The 2,751-nt window shown below is 45.5% G+C and carries 3 protein-coding genes; all 3 read right to left on the reverse strand.

Annotated elements, in window-relative coordinates; translation table 11 throughout:
- Nucleotides 1-198 precede the first annotated feature (198 nt).
- Nucleotides 199-1,431 carry an IS110 family RNA-guided transposase gene (locus AC6I5A_RS06680; RefSeq protein WP_034613365.1) on the reverse strand — a complete coding sequence of 411 codons (1,233 nt, stop codon included), beginning with the start codon at nt 1,429-1,431 and terminating at the stop codon, nt 199-201.
- Between the two features lie 360 nt (nt 1,432-1,791).
- Complete coding sequence (locus AC6I5A_RS06685) at nt 1,792-2,184, reverse strand: hypothetical protein (protein WP_034613367.1); 393 nt, start codon at nt 2,182-2,184, stop codon at nt 1,792-1,794.
- Between the two features lie 237 nt (nt 2,185-2,421).
- Nucleotides 2,422-2,733, reverse strand: a complete 312-nt coding sequence (locus tag AC6I5A_RS06690; RefSeq protein WP_034613369.1) for a hypothetical protein — start codon at nt 2,731-2,733, stop codon at nt 2,422-2,424.
- Between the last annotated feature and the right edge of the window lie 18 nt (nt 2,734-2,751).

Below are 2,751 nucleotides of genomic sequence, written 5' to 3' on the forward strand. Positions count from 1 at the left end.
GGACAAGGATTCTGGCGGTGAACCTAGCGCGGTTAATAAGTCCTTCGGTAATATGTCAATACCCTAAATAAATAAATTTTTCATTAGAGCATTGAAGGGAGGCTAAAAAAAGCAACAAAGAACTACCCCATCTCAATAAAGAAATGGAAATAAGTTGAAAGAATGGATGTGCAGTTTCTTGACTCGTTTAGATAGGCGTCACCCCCTGTTGCCTTGTGGCATATAGATTTGGTTGCTGCGTAGCAGAGCATCAACCATCCGGACGAGTTTACGTGCGGTGAGCACAAGAGCACGGCGATGATGATGAGTTTTACTTTCTGAGAATTTGCGCTCATAGAAGGATTTGTACTCGGGTTCATTCCTTCGAACGCAATTTGCTGCTTGAATGAAATAACTTCGCAAGTAAGAGTTACCGGTTCGGGTTAAAGGGGTGTCGTCTGCTGTAAAATCCCCCGATTGGTGACTACGCCAGGTCAATCCCGTAAACTTCGCTAAGGCTCCTTCATTGGGAAAACGGCGAATATCTGCAATCTCAGCAATAATACCGGCTGAAAGAACCGGGCCAAAGCCGGGAACTGTGATGAGCGTATTGGGGAAATGGCTGATCTCGGCTGTAATCGCCTTATCAATTTTTTTCACTTGTTTCTCTAAAGTGTGGATAGTCTCAATGCTGGTGGCCAGGATGAGATTAATTGGTTGCAAGAGACTCCCCCGCAGGCGATGGGCTTTACAGGCAGCTTCCTTTAACTGAAGGGCTGTGGCTTCTGGATTCACGAAATGGTTTTTCCCTTTCTCCATGAGGAAATCAATCAGTTCATCAAGCGGTCGAGCCGCAACCTCTTCCGGAGAAAAGAATTCAAGGGTCAAGGATTCAGATGTTGCACCGAAGGTATCGCTGAAGACGGCGCCCTGAGCAAGCGTACTAAACTTTAGGAATAAGTTCGTCAGGAAATAGTTCTTTTCCCTGGAGATCATCTCAATTAAGTGACAACGAAAGCGTGTAAGACGCTGTAGGGGAAGGTAACGGAAATCAACCTGAGAGCCCTCTGGAAGGCGGCCAAACCGTAAGCGTTCAGCGATGACCCAGGCATCAATCCAATCGTTTTTCGGAAGATCCACGTAAGCCTTTTTGAAGTTGGCGACGACCTTAGGGTTAAAGGAATAAATTTGAGGCTGCAGAGGTGCTAAACGAGGTTCCTCAGCTAAGAACATCTGTAAAGGCCAGCTATACACTGAGGTGGCTTCCAGGCCAATAACAAGCCGTTCCGGTTTCTCTTGAGCGTAAGCTTTAACGAGATAATTTGCAATCTGCTCGCATCCGGGTTGGTTATTCAAAGCCAGCAAACGCTTTAAGGGCTCATCCCCATGATCATTGAGAATTCGTACTTTAAAATCACTGGAACTCACATCAATACCGACAAATAAGCTCAATTAAAATCACCTCACTTTCTGAGCCAGGCTATGTAAGATTAACGTTGGGACCAGGCGCCATAACCGATCAACAACCTCGCCGAATCAGCACTCGTCTTAAAGAGACCATGAATCCAACCGACCTGCTACCCTAATCGGATGGGCTCCCAATAAGCTGTGCAACCTTCGAGTTAAAAGTTCAAGTTATGGGCTGGTAGTCAGACTTTTTAAGAGATCGAAGCCTCAAGGAACAGAAGGCCTAACCAGAACGAACCTCACGGTTCCATTTTGCCATAGTCACCAACAAAATTCACAAGAAAGTTTGTAGTTACTCACCACCTCCTAAAAGATTCGACCTGAATTTGGCCGCTATGGCCCTGTTTACTTACTTGGTTTTTCGCTTAACTGATTTTCCTGATAGAACCTTGCCCTCCACTCGGTCAATACTCCTGCTGCGGCATACAGATGTTGGGCATGGTTTGCCACTTTGGCCTCAGCTGCCCACTTCAGCAGATGCTGTTCAACTTCAGCCATATCCAAATGTTCTGCCGGTGTCTTCTCCTTCAAAATGTTCGGGGGGCCTTCAGCCAGCAAACGGGTTACAGTAACCCAATCCACTAAGACATCGGGAAATTTCTCTGCTACGTAATTCATAGTAGCTTCTGGGATATAAAAGTTGGGCAAATTGGTAAGTGTTATCTGTTTAGAACGGCCATCCACGTACACTGTGGCCAATAACTGAGCACATCTGCCGCGCCAGCGTATAAAAGCCATCTTGAATCCCTCCTAATGGTATCACTGTCCTTTAGTAGCTTCTTCTCCCGTAACTGTCTTCATGATCAAAAAAGTTTGCTTGGAGAAGCATTTCGTGTTAACTTGTGACATCTGATGTCATAAACCTTCATTTTTACTCTATCTCGCTCGTTATTTCCGGCTATTGTTGTTGTGGTTTATATGTCTTTCACGTTCTTATGAAAAACATTACCCGGGCTATATAGGTATATGCCCTTGTCATGGATAAGCCTGTTGAAACCCAAGACTACGCCAAAGCTGTACTGTTGGGGCAGTTATGCCGAGTTTTTGATCATCCTGAGCCTGTGGACAGTGCCAGCCTGTGGAAAAGCTATTTGGGGTCTGTCTTAAAAGAGCTTTCCCACAGGCTTTGGACAAGTCTAATTTGAAGTATGCTTTGGGGTTGACTTGCCCACACTGTCCACAGGCACGACGGCTGCATGGGGTATGCGTTATCCTGCGCGCATCTTGTTGATGTTGACCATTATCAGATTGAATTTCCAGTAAAAGATGGTCATTGAAATACCCCACGTTCCCTTAATTTCTTGG

This window comes from Desulfosporosinus sp. Tol-M2, assembly GCF_059735615.1.

Bases quoted from the DNA above. Each gene is read 5' to 3' on its own strand.
- AC6I5A_RS06685 (WP_034613367.1), bottom strand. From the start codon at position 2,184: ATGGCTTTTATACGCTGGCGCGGCAGATGTGCTCAGTTATTGGCCACA.